Origin of the sequence: Rahnella laticis, from assembly GCF_015644585.1 — a bacterium.
In the GTDB taxonomy this organism is placed as follows: Bacteria; Pseudomonadota; Gammaproteobacteria; order Enterobacterales; family Enterobacteriaceae; genus Rahnella; species Rahnella laticis.
The window spans coordinates 108,420-125,918 of record NZ_JADOBI010000015.1 but is presented as its reverse complement, the minus strand read 5'-3'; the positions used below and the strand labels follow the sequence as shown (position 1 = coordinate 125,918).

Below are 17,499 nucleotides of genomic sequence, written 5' to 3'. Positions count from 1 at the left end.
AGTCAAGAGATTATTCATTCGAACTTTCATCTTTTTCTCTTCCTGTCCGAGCGACTTGTCAGTCGTTGTTCCCGGTCAGTGGAGGCGCATTATAGGGAGTTCTCAGAAGGCCGCAACCCCTAAAATACAAATAATTTACTGACCGCTGAATCTTTCATCAAATGACGTTTAAAGCGGCAATTCCTGGATACTTCTGAAGCCATATGACTGCAAAACAGGCAGCAAACTTTGCGCCTCAGCCGTCATCGCCATGCAATACGCCACACTCTCTATTTCAACTTCCGGATTTATTTGTGGAATCGGCACGTGAGAAGTCTCAATTAACCAATGTGCGCGGCGTGCAATCGCAGAACCGGAGTCGATCATACGCGTGCCGTCGGGTAAAACCTGCGACAACTCTTCCGAAAGGAGCGGGAAATGCGTGCAACCTAATACCACGGTGTCGGGCGGTTCGCGCAAACGCAGCCACGGATGCAGGATTTTCTTCAGCGCAGCCAGTGAAACTTCTTCGCCATGCAGCTTCGCTTCAGCCAGTTCGACCAGCTCGGCTGAGCCCAACATCAAAATCTGACAATCCGTCGCGAACCGTGCCACCAGATCATGCGTATAAGGACGCTGAACTGTCGCACGTGTTGCCAGCAACCCGACAACGCCGTTGCGCGTTAATTTCGCCGCCGGTTTGATAGCAGGAACAACGCCGACGACCGGACAGCTGAATTTAGCGCGCAATGCAGGAAGTGAAACGGTGCTCGCCGTGTTACAGGCAATGACAATAATAGAGAGGGGATGGCGTTTCGCGACGGCGCTGACAATCTCGACGACGCGCTCAACGATAAATTTTTCTGACTTTTCACCGTAAGGGAAAGCCACATTATCGAAGGCATAAATGTAATGCAGGCCCGGCAACATCTGCCGGACCTCATGATAAACCGACAACCCGCCGACGCCGGAATCGAAAACCAGCACCGTCGGGCGGTCAGGAACTCGTGTTGTATCAGAAGGTATAGCTTCCAGAGAGATAGTACTCACGTCCTGGTGTGGCGTAGCCATAAGCCGTCTCGTAATCTTTATCAAACAAGTTGGCAATTCTACCACGAACTGTCAGGTGTGAGGTGACCGGATATGACGCGGCGAGATCCCACAGGCTGACACCGCCCAGTTTAACCGTCTGATAAGGATACGAACCGTAGTCGGTGTCGTAACGCTGCCCCAAATACTGGTAATTGATTGACCAGTCGATGTCAGCAATATTCCAGTCAATCTGGTATTTCGCCTGCTGCTTAGCGCGACGGGCCAGAATTTCGTTGGTTTGCGCATCACGCGGGTCGAGATATTCCAGGGTAATCTGATGTTGCAACGGACCGGTATCGAATGAACCCGTCCATTCGACGCCTTTAATCGTCGCTTTCCCGATGTTGTAGTAACGGCTGGTGGAACTGTCGTAATCAATCATCTGATCGATGTCGTTACGATAGACAGACAAGCGCCAGTCCAGCGACCCCGTCAAACCTTCCAGTCCCCCTTCCCATTGCTTACTTTCTTCCGGCTTCAGATCAGCGTTGCCATAGTAGTCGCTGTAAAGCTGGCTCAGGTTCGGTGATTTGTACGCGGTGCCGTAAGAGGCAATCAGGCGATAGCCGTCAATGAATTCCCATGCTGCGCTGCTTTGCCAGGTCGTGTGCTGACCAAACTGCGAGTTATCATCGCTGCGCACGGCGCCTTCCAGTGTGAAATCACTGATTTTTTGTTGCGTGGTCAGATAAACGCCGGTGTTGTGCTGATCATAGCCATCAGCCAGATAGCTGGTGCCCGGTTCAGTCGTCAGTTTCTGCCAGTCCAGGCCTGCGCTGACTTCCCCTTTCCATACCTGAAGGGTGTTGCCCCATTGCACGTTGTACTGATCGGAGTCATCGAGCGAAGCGGAAGAGTCGTACGGGCCGTATTTCGGATCGTAGTTATAGTCTTTGACGTGGCTGTAGCTGCCGATTAGCTGCGTGGCATAAATGCCGTTCTGATAACGCAGACCGGTGTCATACGTTCGGCTGTAAAGCTGGCGGGTATCGATAAGCGCGCTGCCCGGCGAATAATATGCATCATACGCGGTGCGGTTGTCATAACCGTAAGCCCGCGCAAAACCGCTGATATCGTCATTAAACTGATGTTGCAGTGCCAGATAGAGCGTTTTACTCATGAACCCGTCACGGTCTGGTTGCGGAACGCCGCCCGTATTGCCGTCGGCCACAACGTCAATGCCGCGCGTATAGGTGTAATCACCCGCCGCCGTGACGGTGGTGTTCTCGCCCAGCTTCTGCTGCGTGGAGCCGTTATAGTTCTGATAACCGTTTGAGCCGATACCCGCGCCAAGCGTTGTGCCGTCTTTATCGCGCGTCGTAATAATGTTAACAACGCCGCCGATTGCATCAGAGCCATAAACCGCCGAACGTGGCCCGCGAATAAACTCAATTCGCTGCACCAGTGAAAGCGGGATCTGGCTGATATCCGCAGAACCGGAAATACCGGCCTGATTCAGACGAACGCCATCGATTAATACTAAAGTGTGGCTGGAGCTGGTTCCGCGGACGAATAAAGAACTTTGCTGCCCCATTCCCCCGTTCTGGGCAATATCGACGCCCGGTAAACGGCGGAGTACATCAGCAACAGATTTTGACTGCCAGCGGTCAATATCTTCACGCGTCACGACATCCGTCGGCGCTAATACAGAAGAAACCGGCTGGGGAAAACGGTTAGCCGTAACGACCAAATTATCACTGCTGTTTGTGGAAGTGCTGTCTTGCGCCCACCCTGAAAAAGCCGTGACGGATAATGCCGTCAGCAGCACGTGCTTTTTAATTGTCATGAATCGAGCATCCAAACTTAATTGGCGGATGCCGCAGAAAGACGCTGTCGTTTTCGCGACGACAGTGAACAATGCGACGTAATATCGGCAGGTTTTCGGACTTAGGATTTGCAGGCTGATTCACCACACGACTTATTCATGACAAGACGCGTAACTCAAATACCTGCACCGGGCGATGACTTCCCATTCCTTCTTTCTTATCTATATAGAGAAGAAGAAAACAGTGTCTGCATAATAAAGAATGCTATCGCCGTGATTTCCCCATACCGCTGCGCGCCAGTTCCGGATTCACACCGGATTCCCTTTTAACTCAGTCAATGAGGCCGATGGGCAATCCTACGATCAACCCATTTGGAAATCCAGACATCCATCGTCGGGAAACGGCGTTGCCCTTAAAAAGACGACAGGACTGGACATAATGAGGACATTCCCTACAATCCCCCGCAAAGTTCGCCCATTTATTCCTTGTTAGACGAGATAACCGATGACGCCTGAAAACCTGCCCATTGAACAATATGACGACCAGCTGGCGGAAAAGACCGCACGTCTCACGGCGATGATGTCGCCTTTTAATGCGCCGCAGCCTGACGTTTTTCGTTCTCCTGTCAGCCATTACCGCATGCGTGCTGAATTCCGCGTCTGGCATGATGAAGGCGACCTGTACCACATCATGTTTGATCAGCAGACCAAAGCCCGCGTGCGCGTCGATCAGTTCCCGGCGGCCAGCGAGCTGATAAACCGTCTGATGCCGGTGCTGATCGGCGCCGTGAAACAAGATCCGGCGCTGCGCCGTAAGATCTTCCAGATCGACTATCTTTCGACCCGCAGCGGCAAAATCATCGCATCGCTGCTCTACCACCGTAAGCTTGATGAAGAATGGCAGAAGTCCGCGACAATCCTGCGCGACCAGCTTCGCGCCGACGGTTTTGACATTCAGCTGATTGGCCGTGCAGCCAAAACCAAAATCATGCTGGATCAGGATTATGTTGATGAAGTTCTGCCGGTTGGCGGGCGCGATATGATTTATCGTCAGGTGGAAAACAGCTTCACACAGCCAAACGCTGAGATGAACATTCAGATGCTGGAATGGGCGCTTAAGGCCACGGAAAACTCCACTGGCGATTTGCTCGAACTGTATTGCGGCAACGGCAACTTCTCGCTGGCTCTGGCGCGCAATTTCCGCCGCGTGCTGGCAACCGAAATCGCCAAACCGTCGGTCGCCGCAGCGCAGTTCAACATTGCAGCGAACCATATTGATAACGTGCAGATTATCCGCATGGCGGCTGAAGATTTTACTCAGGCGCTGAACGGCGTGCGTGAATTCCGTCGTTTGCAGGATGTGGATTTAAGCGGGTATGAATGCAACACGATTTTCGTCGATCCACCGCGCAGCGGTCTGGATGATGAAACCGTGAAAATGGTGCAGGGCTACGAACGCATCCTTTATATCTCCTGCAACCCGGAAACGCTGTGTGCAAATCTGGAAACCCTGAGCCAGACACACCGCGTGACGCGTCTGGCGTTGTTCGATCAGTTCCCGTATACGCACCATATGGAATCCGGCGTTCTGCTGGAAAAAATCTGATTCAGCCACGTTAACCATGAAAACGGGCACCTCCGCGTGCCCGTTTCTCTTTCTGCTCCGTCAATCTCAGAGGTAAACCCGCAGATATTCTGACAGACACAGGATCGCCATCGCCTGCCCGTAAGGCATGGACGTCAGCGCGATTTCACGATAGAAATCCAGATCAGAACCCATCGCCGTGCCGAAGGACGTTTGCGTCAGCTCCCCTGCCGGGTTGATGTGTTTGATCACACCCTGAATCGCTTTCTCCGCCACCGGCGCATAAGACGCATCGATATAACGTTTACGCACCGCTTTCAAGATTCCGTAGGCAAAACCGGCGGTGGCCGAGCTTTCGAGATAAGACTGCGGATCGTCGAGCAGCGTATGCCACAAACCGCTGTCATTCTGACATTTCGCCAGCGCGCTGACCTGGCTTTCCAGCACCTGCAATAAATAGCGGCGGGTCGCGTTATTTTCCGGTAAATCCACCAGCTCAAGGAATTCAGGAATGGCAATCGTCAGCCAGCTGTTTCCGCGAGCCCAGCGCGCCTGCGCAAAATTATGATGCCCGTCGAACGTCCAGCCGTGGAACCACAGGCCCGTTTCGCGATCCATCAGATACTGAACGTGGATCAGAAACTGATACGTCGCTTCTTCCACAAACTCCGGGCGATCCAGCAATTTCCCGATTTTCGCCAGCGGCAGCACGCTCATCATCAGCGTGTCATCCCACATTTGCTGATGGTTTTCGTTGTTATAAACGATGTGCTGCATCGCGCCTTTATCCGTGCGCGGCATTTCATACATCACCCATTCCGCCCAGCGCTCCAGATAGGGCCGCCATGCCGCATTACCGGTTTCTTCATAGCGGTAAGCCAGCGTCAGGAACGGGCTCATGGTATTCACGTTTTTCGTCGGCGTGCCTTCCGCCAGACGCGCGGTAAACCAGTCGTCAATCACCGCCCGCATTTTCTCGTCACCGGTTTGCTGATAATACTGATAAATACCGTAAAGCCCGATGCCGTGCGTCCATTCCCAGCCTGCCCAACCTTTGGTATCAATGACGCGGCCGTCGTCGAGCCGCAACAGGAACTCACCGGTTTTATCTTCGATATTCACCAGATTGTCCGTCACATTGTGGATCAGCGCTTTCAGTTCATTGCGCGAAATGAAATGTTCCGGCTGGCGTAAAAGCGCACTGTGTTTCACTTCAAAAACTTTCATGGTGTTCTCCTGATAAATGTTCACCAAAATTACAAACGTCCCTGTGCCGGAATTACGGCGGCATTTTCACGGGTCAGCTTTTCAGGTGGCGGATTATGGCGATGCAGATAACCAATATTGTTGTTGCCCCACAGCGATTCGTATTTCATCCCTGTCAGCATTTCAACGGTCGCCCGGTCTTCCGGCGTAATTTGCTCCGGCACGATGCGGTTCGCATCACGCATTTTCTGCGTTTCGCAGGTCAGCACGCCGTGCGTTTTCTGATTAAGGCGGAAGAACAGTGAAATGATGAAGCCCATGCTGAGCATCAGCAGTGAGCCGATCACCAGAACGCCGAGAATGGTGTGGCCGACAGCCGGAACCTGCTGGCTCTGCCCGGAAACAAATCCGGCGAGTTGCAGGATAATCCCCACCAGCATTACGGCACCGGCCTGCGAGGCTTTGCGCGTCAGCGTCATCACACCGGCGAAAATCCCCTCGCGGCGCTGGCCGGTAATGGTTTCATCGACATCGGCGATATAGGTGTAGATATTCCACGGCACGTAGTTGATCCCGCCGCGCCCGAGCCCTGCCAGTGCAGAAATCAGCAGCAATAACGACATCGAATCGTTCATTCCGGTGTAATACAGCACGCCGTAAGAAATCGCCGCCAGCCCGAATAACGTTACGGCCAGACGATAAGACGGTGCCGGTCCGAAGCGGATACACAGCGGGATCATGCCGATAACCGCAACAAATTGCAGAATCGCCATCATGCCCATGAGATTGGAAGCCACCGCCGCGCTTTGCATCAGCACAAACACCACGTAATACGTGAAGACGGCATTAAACACGTCCTGCGCAATATAGCCGCCAAGATACAAACCCAGATGCTGGCGGAAAATCTTGATACGCAACGTCGAGGACAGTTCCACTTTCAGGCGTTTCAGGCTTTGCGCCAGCGTCAGTTGCTGGCGTTCACGCTCAATTTTCTTCGTGGCTTCAGATTTGAGTTCTTCCGGCCGTTCCCAGGTAAAGAAGTACACCAGCGTCAGCACGAAGGCGCAGATCACCGCAAAGACCAGGCTCGAATAGAAGAAGGAAATGGCGTTATCTTTGCCGAAATGCTGTAACAGAATGCCCGGCAGGAAAGCGGCGAGAATGGCAGAAAGCTGGGCCAGCGCGATACGGGCTCCGGAGAATTTGGTTTTCTGTTTGAAATCGTCGGTCATTTCCGGCACCAGCGTTTCATACGGCACCAGAATCATGGTGTAAACGATATCGAACAGCAGATAGGTCAGCAGGTAATACGCATATCCCATGTCGCCCACCCACATGAAGCTGTAGCTGAACACGCAGGGAATACCGAGCAGAATAAAGAACTTACGACGACCAAACCGTTTGCCGAGCCAGGTATTGCCAAAGTTATCCGTGAGATAACCCATTAACGGGCTGAGCACGGCGTCGAGTACACGCGCCGTGGCGAAGATAAAGGTCGCTTCGATGGGCGAAAGGCCGCAAAACGTGGTGTAAAAATAGAGCAGCCACGCCGCGGTCAGGGCCGTTGTGCCCGCCCCCAGAAAATCGCCAGATCCGTAGGCGATGTAATTAAAGAATCCGATCTTACGTGTTTTCATTGCCGTCTTGCCTCTGTTAAATCACCTATAGGCGTAGGCTGAATGCGAACGAAAATACTTCGTCCGGCCATGATTCAAATTAGCGAGGAGCCCGGATGAAAACCTTTTGATTTTTGCCACTCAGACAGACTTTATGGCAAAGAAATAAAGAAGTGGACGATCAATATCTAAATATTGAACATAGGTTTGATATTTATGAAATGACAGTTCATAAAAAGACAGTCGGAGAAGATTACAAAAGGTCGCGGTCAGGCGTAAGGCATAAAAAAGGCAACCCGAAGTTGCCTGATTTTTCATAAGAATGAGGAAGTTACTGCGTCGTCGATTTACGTTTTTTCAGCTTCAGACCTATCCAGAACAAAAGCACAACACTGATCAGCAATGGCAGAGAATTTGACCCTAATTCAGGATATTCCACGCGGACAAACGTACTGTAGAGTAACAATCCGAGAAGGAAAGAGGCCGCAGCCAGCACCGGCAAACCTTTGGGCATTTCGCCTTTGTGATAACGAACATGCAGGCAATACACCGACAACACCAGAGCGATTATCGGGAATATCGAAAACGCAACGACAGAGCTGAATAATGCATCGGAAGTGCCATTAATAGACAGTCCGGCAATCAAAGCCAAAACCAGAGTGCCATTATCCTGGTTCGCTTGTTCGGTCATCTTCTTTACCTCTGGTCTTATTGTGAATAGGCGTCACCGCCGTTCTTTCCTGCTGCCGGCGATACCAGTAATACGCGCCTTTAGAAATCATGCGCAGCTGCAACACCAGACGCTCTTCCAGCTGGCGGCGCTGTGCGATATCCACATCCAGCGCTTCCGCACCGGCGTTGAAAACAATGATCACCATCGCTTCGGCCTGCGCTTCGGTGAAACTGCGCGGCATGTGGTTTTCGAGTTGCAGATAGTCGGCAAGTTCCGCAATAAAATGCTGAATTTCACGGGCGACGGCCGCACGAAACGCCGAAGACGTACCGGAACGTTCGCGCAACAGCAGACGAAAGGCGTTGGGATTATTTCCGATGAATTCCATGAAAGTCGAAACCGACGTGCGGATCACGCTGCCGCCTTTGGCAATACGCTGGCGCGCCTGACGCATCAGCTGACGCAGCATCAAACCGCTTTCATCAACCATCGTCAGACCCAGTTCATCCACGTCACGGAAATGCCGGTAAAAGGACGTCGGCGCAATGCCCGCTTCACGGGACACTTCACGCAAACTCAGACTGGCAAAGCTGCGCTCGGCACTGAGCTGGCTAAAAGCCGCTTCAATCAGTGAGCGACGCGTGCGCTCTTTTTGTTGTGCTCTTACGCCCATAACATTCATCCGGATAATGTTCTTCTTTTTGATTATTCGCCCGTTATCGCTTCACTATACCAAAATTTTTACCGGGCGGAGCCATAGATACCACAGCATAAAGTGGGTCAGAATGTTGCCGTATTACCATTAAATGACAACTGCATGTGGGGTAATTAGGTGTAATATGTTACTTTCTCGTTGTGATTTTGTATAAAAATAGGTTTCGAACTATGCCACAGCACTCACATTTTGATGCCATCATCATTGGCTCAGGCCCTGGCGGAGAAGGCGCCGCGATGGGACTGGTTAAACAAGGCGCCCGGGTTGCTGTCATCGAACGCTATAACAACGTCGGTGGCGGATGTACTCACTGGGGAACCATCCCTTCCAAAGCACTGCGTCACGCCGTCAGCAGAATCATCGAATTTAATCAAAACCCGCTCTACAGTGATAACTCCCGCACCCTGAGCTCCAGTTTCCCGGATATTTTGCGTCACGCCGATTCCGTCATAAATCAGCAAACCCGCATGCGCCAGGGTTTCTACGAAAGAAACCAGTGCCAGCTGTTCTCCGGCGACGCCAGTTTTGTCGATGCCAATACCATCAACATCCGCTACGCCGATAACACACACGAACAAATCACCGCCGACAACATCGTGATTGCCTGCGGTTCGCGCCCTTACCGTCCGGCCAACGTCGATTTTGGTCATCCGCGCATTTATGACAGCGACCTGATCCTTGAACTGAGCCACGAACCCCGCCACGTCATCATTTATGGCGCGGGCGTTATCGGCTGCGAATATGCGTCTATCTTCCGCGGTCTGAACGTAAAAGTGGACTTAATCAATACCCGTGACCGGTTGCTGTCTTTCCTCGATCAGGAAATGTCAGACGCGCTGTCTTATCACTTCTGGAATAACGGTGTGGTCATCCGCCACAACGAAGAATTCGAGATGATTGAAGGTGTGGAAGACGGCGTGATCATGCACCTGAAATCCGGTAAGAAAGTGAAGGCTGACGCGCTGCTGTACGCCAACGGACGCACCGGCAACACTGACAAACTGGGTCTGGAAAATATTGGTCTGGAAGCCGACAGCCGCGGTTTGCTCAAAGTAAACAGCATGTATCAGACGGCGTTGTCGCATATTTATGCCGTCGGCGACGTCATCGGCTATCCGAGCCTGGCTTCAGCGGCTTACGACCAGGGCCGCATTGCCGCACAGGCGATGATTCAGGGCGAAGCGAAAGTTCATCTGATCGAAAACATTCCGACCGGCATTTATACCATTCCTGAAATCAGCTCCGTCGGCAAAACCGAGCAGGAACTGACGTCCATGAAGGTGCCTTACGAAGTGGGCCGCGCGCAGTTTAAACATCTGGCACGCGCGCAAATCGCCGGAATGAATGTGGGGAGCCTCAAACTGCTGTTCCATCGTGATACCAAAGAAATTCTGGGTATTCACTGCTTTGGAGAGCGTGCGGCGGAAATTATCCATATCGGTCAGGCCATTATGGAACAGAAAGGCGAAGGCAATACTATCGAGTATTTCGTTAATACGACCTTCAACTATCCGACCATGGCAGAAGCTTATCGCGTAGCGGCACTGAACGGATTAAACCGCCTTTTTTAAGCCCGCGGCTTTATCCATATAAGGTTGCATGTGCTCTTTGATGGCTTCGGCCAGTTGTTCATAGCGCCCACGCAGTGGCGAACCGGGACGATACACCAGCGCGATCGTGCGGCGGGGTTCCGGTTTGTCACATGTCAGATAGGTGACGCCATCGCGGCTGCGTTCATTCGGCACGGCCAGCGAAGGCAGCAACGTAATGCCACTTCCCGCCGCCACCATATTCCGCAGCGTTTCCAGACTGGTTGCGCGGAAATGCGTATCTTCGTCCGCCCCTGCCTGGAAGCAAAAACCGAGCGCCTGATCGCGCAGACAATGTCCGTCTTCCAGCATCAGCAGCTTTTCACCGGCCAGATCTGCCATCGCCACGCGATCGCGGGATGCCCACGGATGATCGTCGTAGATCGCCAGTTTCATCGGCTCATCAAACAGCGGCACTTCAATAAAGGCTTCGCTTTCTTTGACCAGCGCCAGAATTGCGCAATCGAGTTTTCCGCTGTCGAGCTGCGCCAGTAACTGATGGGTTTGTGCTTCGTGCAGATACATTTCGAGTTTAGGGAATGTTTTATGCAGTGAAGGAATGATTTGCGGCAACAGATAAGGCCCGACGGTAGGAATTAGCCCGATATGCATCGGCCCGGACATCGCTTCGCCCTGCTGGCTGGCCATCTCTTTGAGGACTTTCACTTCACGCAGCACCGTGCGCGCCTGATCTACCAGCAGTAAACCGGCTTGTGTAAACAGCACCTTACGACTGGTTCTTTCAAGCAGCATCACGCCCAGTTCATCTTCCAGCTTACGGATTTGCCCGCTTAACGTCGGCTGGCTGACATGGCAGGAGTCTGCTGCACGACGAAAATGGCGAAACTCTGCCAGTGCCACAAGATACTCTAAATCACGAATGTTCATTTTTCCTCCAGTCCCTATAAGGCAATGCGATAGCCGATAACGATAGATAAGATAGCAATCAACGATTATATCTATCAACCATTATCGTGAATAATGCCTTCCAACGAAACGGCAATGCCGAAAATAATTCATATTCTATCGATTAATTAAGAGGTTATTCATGTTTGCAAGCCAGGAAGGGAAACACGTACCGCACGTTACTTTTCACACCCGCCAGGGCGATCAGTGGGTAGATCTCAGCACCGATGAATTGTTCAAAAACAAAACAGTGATTGTCTTTTCACTGCCGGGCGCATTTACCCCGACCTGTTCTTCAAGCCATCTGCCGCGTTACAACGAACTGGCACCGGTATTCAGACAACACGGCGTCGACAGCATTCTGTGCGTCTCCGTTAACGACACGTTCGTTATGAATGCCTGGAAATCAGAACAGAAGGCATCGAACATTACCTTTATTCCGGACGGCAACGGTGAATTCACCAAAGGCATGGACATGCTGGTCGAGAAAGCGGATTTAGGTTTCGGCCCGCGTTCATGGCGTTATTCCATGCTGGTACGTAACGGCGTGGTCGAGAAAATGTTCGTTGAGCCAAACAAACCGGGCGACCCGTTTGAAGTGTCAGATGCAGACACAATGCTGAAATACCTGGCACCAGAATACAAAGTGCAGGAATCGGTTTCCGTATTCACCAAACCGGGCTGCCCGTTCTGTGCCAAAGCCAAGCAGATGTTGCAGGAACGCGGTATTCAGTATGAAGAAATCGTACTGGGCAAAGACGCCACCACCGTCAGCCTGCGCGCTGTCACCGGCCGCGCGACCGTGCCGCAAGTCTTTATCGGTGGGCGCCACATCGGCGGAAGCGACGATCTGGACGTTTACCTGCATTCAGAAACACAAGAAGTGTGCGAAGTTGCACAATAAGCTTCACCGGAAACAGCTGTAAGAAGTAAGACGATAATCCCTGCATTACCAACAAAAAAGCAAAGTTAGACTACGTGAACTTTCGGCGGGCTTAGTGCCCGCCATTTTTTTGTTTCTGCGATCTCAGCCCGTTTTTTTCCGACCTTCTCCTGCAACACTTTGCGGTCAATTTATTCGAATGGCAGGACGATGACGGCGCAAAAACCCCGCACTAAAATTACTCAGCAGGATGTCGCGCGTCTGGCAGGCGTTTCCGTTGCGGCGGTTTCGCTGGTGCTCGGCGGCAAAGGACGGATATCCCCCGAAGGGGTGGAGCGCATTTATCAGGCTATCGATCAGCTCGGTTACCGTTTGCCGGCCACGCCGTCAGTCACACCTTTCACACGATCGGGCATTCTGCTTTCACCGGATTGCGCTTTCGCCGCCGGTTTACTCCCCGAATTGTCCCGTGCGCTGCAACAAACCGGCTTCACACTTATACCGGGCTACGCAGACACCTCAACGCTTCTGGAGCACGCCGCGCAGCTTCTGGCGCAGGACGTGCGCGGGATTTTCGTTTGCGGGAAATTACTCAATGCACAGCCTGATACGCTGAAAGCCCTGCATGCGCGGGCGACGGCGCGGCATGTGGCGCTGACCGCCGTCGGCACGCATTTCCATACCGGTCCGCTCGCGACAATTCATCCCGACAATGCGCTGGCCGCACACATGGCAGCGGACGCGTTACTTCAACAACAGCATCAGAATATTGGTTATCTCGGCGGGGAAAATCATTCGCTGGTTCGCGCCGAGCGGCTGGGCGGCCTTTCCCTCGCGCTCGGGAAAGCCGGTCTGGCGTTTTCCGCATCGTTAAGTCAGCCCTGCGCGGCAACGTTTGACGACAGCTTCCGCGCAGTCACTCAGCTCATTAAACAAAGCCCCAAAATTTCCGCGATCCTTTGCGACAACCCGACAGTATTACTGGCCGCGCATCACGCGCTGGCCGAGGGTTTGCAAACCTCCCGGTGGCGGCTGTTCTCGCGGCGCATCGCACTGACGGGTTTCGGCGAGTGCGAACATTCCCTGAAACTGGCTTTGCCACTGGTTGCCGCACGTCATACCGAGATGGCGACGCGGGCAGTGGAATGCCTGCATGCGCAGCTGGCCGGAGAGTCATTATTGCCTGACGACCCGCGTCTGAAGGTATCTCCGGCGTTTCTCGCTTCTGCTTAAAAAAACCGGCGAAAAATTTTACCCGTTTTATTTATCAATTCTGAACCCTGCCTTTTGACGGTTTTTCCGCCAGACCCAATGCTGTGACCATGTTTTTCGGAGGGTTAACGTCAATGACTGACTTCGCAGCGCATGCCCGGGATCGGGCGCAGCATTTCCTCACCTTACTCGCCCAATGGGTGGCGATCCCTTCGCCGTTCGACGCAGCCAGCCAGCAGCAGGATGCGCCTTTTGGCCGTGGCGTTGCCGACGCGCTCAGCTGGTGGCAAAAACTCGGCGACGACGCCGGGCTGAACACGCTCAATGTCGACAACCACGCCGTCCATATTGAATACGGCAGCGGCGAGGAAATCGTGTATGTCTTCGGTCACGCTGACGTAGTTCCCGCCGGTGACGGCTGGCATTTTCCGCCGTATCAGCTCTCGCGGTTGGGCGACAATCTGATTGGCCGCGGCGTCGTGGATGACAAAGGCCCGATGATTGCCGCCTGGCTGGCGCTGGATATTCTGCGTGAACTGAATCTTCCTCTCTCACGCCGCATCCGGCTGGTGGCGGGCGGCAACGAAGAGACCGGTTTCCGCTGCATTCGCCGCTATTTTGAATCGCAGCCGCAACCTGACTTTGCTTTCACGCCGGACGGAAAATTCCCGGTGATTTACGGCGAAAAAGGCTCTTTGCTGGTCAGGCTGACGTCGCCGGTTGAACAGCCTGATTTGACCGTATCCTGCGGCAGCGTGCTGAACACCATCCCGGACGTCGCCCGGCTGAACGGATTGTCGCTCTCCTCCGGCGGCTGGACGTTACCCGACGGTTTTACGTTGCTGGCCGAGCCGGGGCAAATTAATCACTGGCAGCTTTATGGTTGCGGCGGACACTCCTCAAAACCAGAAGCCTGTCTGAATCCGATTGCCGGTGCCGCACAACTGCTTCATCAGCGTTTCAGCGCACGCTGGACACAACAACTTTGCGAAATCACCGCGCCAGAAACCGGCCAGAGCGGCGTGCAATTCGCGCTGGATACGCCGGGAGAATGCGGTCAGATCCTGCTGGTTCCCGTCGTCCTGAACATCAAGAACGGGATGATGTCGCTGACGCTGAACGTCCGTTATCCCGAAAACCTGACCCCGGAAAATATCGCTGAACGGCTCTCGATCTGGAACCTCAGCTGGCCTGACAGCCACATCAACATTGAGCCGGTCAAATCACCCAGCCTTTATCCGCCGGACAGCGCGCTGGTGAAGACGTTGCACGAGATTTACACCCGTCATACCGGCGATACAAACCACCCGTCGCGCACCACAGGCGCAGGCAGTTACGCCAGCGCAATGCAAAACGCGGTGATTTTTGGCTGCGAATTTCCCGACGGCTCCTCAGGCAATACACACGGCGCGGACGAATACGGCAGCCTGAGCCGTTTTATCAGTGCCATCGGCATCTACGCCGAAGCCCTTTACCGGCTGGCAAATCTGCCCGCCGCTTCTTCCGATAACACGAGGTAATTCACGATGTCTGCAAAAAAACTGATTGCGCTGTGCGCCTGCCCGATGGGTCTTGCTCATACCTTTATGGCCGCCGAAGCCATTGAAGTCGCCGCCCGCCAGCGCGGTTATGACGTGAAAATTGAAACACAGGGTGCCGACGGCATTCAGAACGAACTGACGGCAGAAGATATCGCGCAGGCTACGGTCATCATCCACGCTACCGGCATTACGCCGCAAAATATCGAGCGTTTTAACGGCGTCGAAGTGTATGAAGTTGAACTGAAAGATGCAGTGAAAAATGCCGGCGGCCTGATTGATGAGATTGAGGCCGATCAGGCCCAGTGATCCCACTTTTGCTTTTTTAAGCGCAAGGAGTTTTCCGTGGCGATAAGAAAAAGAGTCATTAATACCGGTCACAGCCAGGCGTCCGACACGCCGTCTGCGGGGCCAGCGGGTAAAGGCCAGAGCCATGCCTGGAAAGAATTCAGCAAACACATCATGACCGGCATTTCCTACATGATCCCGGTGCTGATCATGGGCGGTCTGATTGGCGCGTTGTCGCAAATCATTCCTTATGTTTTTCTGGGAATGTCGCCGGACGAATCCATCATGGCGGCGCTCAACAGCGGGCGCTTCAGCGGCAGTTCAGTCTGGATGCTGCAAATCGCCAGCATCATGGAAAGCTTCGGTTTCACGCTTTTTGGCTTCGCTATTCCGATGTTCGCGGCATTTACCGCCAACTCTATCGGCGGCAAAACCGCGCTGGCGGCCGGGTTTATCGGCGGTTATGTCTCGATTAAACCTGTCGCTATTCCGGCTCTGATCAATGGTGAATGGGCAGCCGCTGCGCCGGTCGCTTCAGGCTTTCTGGGTGCTATCGTGATTGCCTTCGTCGTGGGCTATTTCGTCCGCTGGCTGAACAACACCATCAAACTGCCGCACAACTGGCTGGCATTCAAAACCACCTTCTTCATCCCGCTGATTTCCGCCATTGTCGCGATGTTGCTGATGGTTTTCCTGATAACCCCAATTGGCGGCTGGCTGAACACGCTCATCCGTGAAGCCTTGCAGGCCGCAGGCGCGGCGGGCACGTATTTCTACGCAACCTTACTGGCAGCGGCGACGGCGTTTGATCTCGGCGGTCCGGTGAACAAAGCCGCCGGATTCGTGGCGCTCGGCTTTACGACGGAAAAAGTGTTGCCGATCACCGCGCGCTGTCTGGCGGTCGTTATTCCTTCGTTCGGTCTCGGGCTGTCGACGGTGATCGACAAATGGCTGGTCGGGCGGCGTGTTTACGATCGCCAGTTCAACCAGATTGGCCGCACCGCGATTTTCCTCGGTTTTATGGGGATTTCCGAAGGGTCTATTCCGTTTGCGCTCGAACGTCCGGGGTTTGTGATCCCGGTGTACGTGATCGGGGCCATTATCGGCGCGCTGCTGGGGGTTTCGCTCGGCGCGGTGCAATGGTTCCCGGAATCCGCGATCTGGGCATGGCCGCTGATCAGCAACATTCCGGCCTACCTGATTGGTCTGGCAGGCGGTTCACTGTTTATCGCCGTAACCTGCGTGTTCTACCGCAACCGTCTGATCAAAAAAGGCTTACTCGAAATCGCCTGATCGCCATCCTGACAGGGCGCACCCGCGGCCTGTTCTGCTCACGGGAGGAAACATGAGCCGTCAGCAACGCCTTAATGTCCTGCGCCAGCACATGGCAGAACATCGCATGTCCGCCGTTTTACTCACAGACAGATTCAGCAAATATTCGCTGGCTGATCTCTACAGCGCGTCCGGCTACGTGCTGGTTACCGCAGACCATCTGCTGATACTGGTCGATGGCCGCTACAGCGCGGAATGCCGGCAGAACAATCCCAACACAGAAGTCGTCACGCTCACCGCAAAACTTCCGCTGGCAGAGGTTCTTGCGCAGCATATTTCCGGTGATGAAACGCTGTTTGCCGATGCCAGCGCGCTGTCTCATCTGGCCTGGAAAACGCTGGAAAACCAGTGCAACGCGCCGCTGCAACACTGGGACGCATCGGTTCTGCGTGTGCATAAATATGCCGATGAAATCGCGAAAATCCGTGAAGCGGCGGCGATTGCCGATCGCGCCTTGCAGGCTATAAAGCCGCTGATCCGGCCAGGTATCAGCGAGAAAGCGCTGGCGGATCATATAGAAATGGCGGTCCGTCAGGCCGGTGGCAGCAAAACATCGTTTGATACCGTGGTGGTCTCCGGCCTGCGCGGCGCGTTGCCACACGGGCGCCCGACGGATAAAAAACTCGCGGCGGGTGAATTAGTGACAATTGATTTTGGCGCGGTCTTTCAGCATTACTGTTCCGATATGACACGGACGTTCGCACTGGGCAGCGTCAGTTCAGAACTGAAAACGTTATACGACACGGTACTTCTGGCTCAGCAGTCCGCACGCGACGCCGTCAGGCCGGGAATTCGTTGTCAGGAACTTGATGCCGTGGCGCGCGATATTATTTCTGCGGCCGGATTTGGCGAGTACTTCAGCCACAATCTGGGGCATGGATTAGGTCTGGATGTCCACGAAGCCCCCGCGCTCAGCCCGCAAAATACGCAACCGCTGGAACCAGGCATGGTGATCACCATCGAACCGGGCATTTATGTTCCGGGTCTGGGCGGTGTGAGAATTGAGGATGATGTTCTGGTAACAGAAAGCGGCAGCGAAGTGCTGACGAAAAGCCCGCGGGACTGGGAGGAGATGAGTGAGTTGATTAAATATTTTTGACTCCAGATTAATTTCAGGCGG

Annotated in this window: 15 protein-coding genes and 1 riboswitch; of the genes, 8 read left to right on the top strand and 7 right to left on the bottom strand. The window is 53.6% G+C overall.

Features of this window, described 5'->3' with window-relative positions:
• Positions 1–168: 168 nt before the first annotated feature.
• Complete coding sequence (gene murI / locus IV433_RS23570) at positions 169–1,050, bottom strand: glutamate racemase (RefSeq protein WP_195816170.1); 882 nt, start codon at positions 1,048–1,050, stop codon at positions 169–171.
• Positions 995–2,857: a TonB-dependent vitamin B12 receptor BtuB gene (btuB, locus tag IV433_RS23565; RefSeq protein WP_195816169.1), complete on the bottom strand. Its 1,863-nt coding sequence runs from the start codon at positions 2,855–2,857 to the stop codon at positions 995–997. Before btuB ends, murI begins: the two co-directional genes overlap by 56 nt.
• 69 nt (positions 2,858–2,926) lie before the next feature.
• Positions 2,927–3,200: riboswitch (cobalamin riboswitch) on the bottom strand.
• 141 nt (positions 3,201–3,341) lie between these two features.
• Between btuB and trmA the strand changes: the two genes are divergently transcribed.
• On the top strand, positions 3,342–4,442 hold the full coding sequence (gene trmA, locus IV433_RS23560; protein WP_195816168.1) for a tRNA (uridine(54)-C5)-methyltransferase TrmA: 1,101 nt from the start codon (positions 3,342–3,344) through the stop codon (positions 4,440–4,442).
• 66 nt (positions 4,443–4,508) lie between these two features.
• On the opposite strand, the gene bglB is transcribed toward trmA, so the two are convergent.
• From bglB to fabR, 4 genes are all read right to left on the bottom strand, one after another.
• Complete coding sequence (gene bglB, locus IV433_RS23555) at positions 4,509–5,648, bottom strand: beta-galactosidase BglB (protein WP_195816167.1); 1,140 nt, start codon at positions 5,646–5,648, stop codon at positions 4,509–4,511.
• Positions 5,649–5,677: 29 nt separating this feature from the next.
• Positions 5,678–7,264, bottom strand: a complete 1,587-nt coding sequence (locus IV433_RS23550) for an MFS transporter (RefSeq protein ID WP_195816166.1) — start codon at positions 7,262–7,264, stop codon at positions 5,678–5,680.
• Between the two features lie 310 nt (positions 7,265–7,574).
• Positions 7,575–7,934, bottom strand: a complete 360-nt coding sequence (locus IV433_RS23545) for a YijD family membrane protein (protein ID WP_195816165.1) — start codon at positions 7,932–7,934, stop codon at positions 7,575–7,577.
• Positions 7,909–8,589: an HTH-type transcriptional repressor FabR gene (fabR, locus tag IV433_RS23540; RefSeq protein WP_152325047.1), complete on the bottom strand. Its 681-nt coding sequence runs from the start codon at positions 8,587–8,589 to the stop codon at positions 7,909–7,911. Before fabR ends, IV433_RS23545 begins: the two co-directional genes overlap by 26 nt.
• Before the next feature lie 212 nt (positions 8,590–8,801).
• Here fabR and sthA point away from each other — a divergent pair, with 212 nt between their 5' ends.
• Complete coding sequence (sthA, locus tag IV433_RS23535; protein ID WP_152325046.1) at positions 8,802–10,202, top strand: Si-specific NAD(P)(+) transhydrogenase; 1,401 nt, start codon at positions 8,802–8,804, stop codon at positions 10,200–10,202.
• Here the strand turns inward: sthA and oxyR are convergent.
• Positions 10,185–11,108, bottom strand: a complete 924-nt coding sequence (gene oxyR, locus IV433_RS23530) for a DNA-binding transcriptional regulator OxyR (protein ID WP_152325045.1) — start codon at positions 11,106–11,108, stop codon at positions 10,185–10,187. The genes sthA and oxyR overlap by 18 nt on opposite strands.
• Before the next feature lie 160 nt (positions 11,109–11,268).
• Between oxyR and IV433_RS23525 the strand changes: the two genes are divergently transcribed.
• From IV433_RS23525 to IV433_RS23500, 6 genes are all read left to right on the top strand, one after another.
• Positions 11,269–12,030, top strand: coding sequence for a glutathione peroxidase (locus IV433_RS23525; protein ID WP_152325044.1), 762 nt, complete (start codon positions 11,269–11,271; stop codon positions 12,028–12,030).
• A gap of 189 nt (positions 12,031–12,219) precedes the next feature.
• Entirely contained in the window at positions 12,220–13,242 is a 1,023-nt protein-coding gene (locus tag IV433_RS23520) for a LacI family DNA-binding transcriptional regulator (protein WP_195816164.1), read from the top strand.
• Between the two features lie 113 nt (positions 13,243–13,355).
• Positions 13,356–14,741 carry a Sapep family Mn(2+)-dependent dipeptidase gene (locus tag IV433_RS23515; RefSeq protein ID WP_195816163.1) on the top strand — a complete coding sequence of 462 codons (1,386 nt, stop codon included), beginning with the start codon at positions 13,356–13,358 and terminating at the stop codon, positions 14,739–14,741.
• A 6-nt stretch (positions 14,742–14,747) separates the two neighbouring features.
• On the top strand, positions 14,748–15,068 hold the full coding sequence (locus IV433_RS23510) for a PTS fructose transporter subunit IIB (RefSeq protein ID WP_152325041.1): 321 nt from the start codon (positions 14,748–14,750) through the stop codon (positions 15,066–15,068).
• A 36-nt stretch (positions 15,069–15,104) separates the two neighbouring features.
• Positions 15,105–16,340: a PTS fructose transporter subunit IIC gene (locus tag IV433_RS23505; RefSeq protein ID WP_195816162.1), complete on the top strand. Its 1,236-nt coding sequence runs from the start codon at positions 15,105–15,107 to the stop codon at positions 16,338–16,340.
• 52 nt (positions 16,341–16,392) lie between these two features.
• Entirely contained in the window at positions 16,393–17,478 is a 1,086-nt protein-coding gene (locus tag IV433_RS23500; RefSeq protein ID WP_195816161.1) for an aminopeptidase P family protein, read from the top strand.
• The last annotated feature ends 21 nt before the right edge of the window (positions 17,479–17,499 follow it).

Excerpts from the sequence above, each read along its gene's own strand:
- bglB (WP_195816167.1), bottom strand. The coding sequence starts at position 5,648 with ATGAAAGTTTTTGAAGTGAAACACAGTGCGCTTTTACGCCAGCCGGAA.
- IV433_RS23520 (WP_195816164.1), top strand. The coding sequence starts at position 12,220 with ATGACGGCGCAAAAACCCCGCACTAAAATTACTCAGCAGGATGTCGCG.
- btuB (WP_195816169.1), bottom strand. The coding sequence starts at position 2,857 with ATGACAATTAAAAAGCACGTGCTGCTGACGGCATTATCCGTCACGGCT.
- IV433_RS23500 (WP_195816161.1), top strand. The coding sequence starts at position 16,393 with ATGAGCCGTCAGCAACGCCTTAATGTCCTGCGCCAGCACATGGCAGAA.
- IV433_RS23510 (WP_152325041.1), top strand. The coding sequence starts at position 14,748 with ATGTCTGCAAAAAAACTGATTGCGCTGTGCGCCTGCCCGATGGGTCTT.
- fabR (WP_152325047.1), bottom strand. The coding sequence starts at position 8,589 with ATGGGCGTAAGAGCACAACAAAAAGAGCGCACGCGTCGCTCACTGATT.
- murI (WP_195816170.1), bottom strand. The coding sequence starts at position 1,050 with ATGGCTACGCCACACCAGGACGTGAGTACTATCTCTCTGGAAGCTATA.
- oxyR (WP_152325045.1), bottom strand. The coding sequence starts at position 11,108 with ATGAACATTCGTGATTTAGAGTATCTTGTGGCACTGGCAGAGTTTCGC.
- IV433_RS23525 (WP_152325044.1), top strand. The coding sequence starts at position 11,269 with ATGTTTGCAAGCCAGGAAGGGAAACACGTACCGCACGTTACTTTTCAC.
- IV433_RS23550 (WP_195816166.1), bottom strand. The coding sequence starts at position 7,264 with ATGAAAACACGTAAGATCGGATTCTTTAATTACATCGCCTACGGATCT.
- trmA (WP_195816168.1), top strand. The coding sequence starts at position 3,342 with ATGACGCCTGAAAACCTGCCCATTGAACAATATGACGACCAGCTGGCG.
- IV433_RS23515 (WP_195816163.1), top strand. The coding sequence starts at position 13,356 with ATGACTGACTTCGCAGCGCATGCCCGGGATCGGGCGCAGCATTTCCTC.
- IV433_RS23545 (WP_195816165.1), bottom strand. The coding sequence starts at position 7,934 with ATGACCGAACAAGCGAACCAGGATAATGGCACTCTGGTTTTGGCTTTG.
- sthA (WP_152325046.1), top strand. The coding sequence starts at position 8,802 with ATGCCACAGCACTCACATTTTGATGCCATCATCATTGGCTCAGGCCCT.